The following is a 466-nucleotide window of genomic DNA, read 5'->3' as shown; positions in this document are numbered from 1 at the left end:
ACTAAACAAAGCATAATGTGCTTTTACAATGGCAGTAAAAAAATAAGTATCTCCGCTTAATAACCCTTTCCAGGCAGAAACAGCATCTAATACAATCCTTAACGGCAGCTTGTATATTTTTTCTGATAAAGGAAGGTTTTTACACAACATAACCAAGTTGTTGCGAAAGTTTAAATACACTTTTCTTCCGCCGCGTGGTAATGTACCTGCACCAACATGATACACAACAGAAGCAGGGCAAACATAAACAGCATAACCTGCTAATTGTATCCGCCAGCATAAATCTATTTCTTCCTGATGTGCAAAGAACTGTTTATCAAAACCATTCAATGCATGAAACACTTCACTCTTTATAAACATTGCAGCACCCGTAGCCCAGAATACTTTTGATGCAGTGTTGTATTGAGCTTCATCTTTCTCCAACACATCAAAAATTCTTCCTCTTGAAAAAGGATAACCTAATACA

The 466-nt window shown here is 36.7% G+C and carries 1 pseudogene; it reads right to left on the bottom strand.

Annotation, left to right across the window (positions count from 1 at the left end):
* Positions 1–466 (bottom strand): annotated as a pseudogene (locus E3E25_RS11310) (glycosyltransferase family 2 protein); the annotation flags it as partial.

The sequence above is a fragment of the Thermococcus sp. MAR1 genome (assembly GCF_012027305.1).
Lineage (GTDB): Archaea > Methanobacteriota_B > Thermococci > Thermococcales > Thermococcaceae > Thermococcus.
The sequence above is the reverse complement of the archived record's forward strand: the minus strand, read 5'-3'. Positions and strand labels throughout refer to the sequence as shown.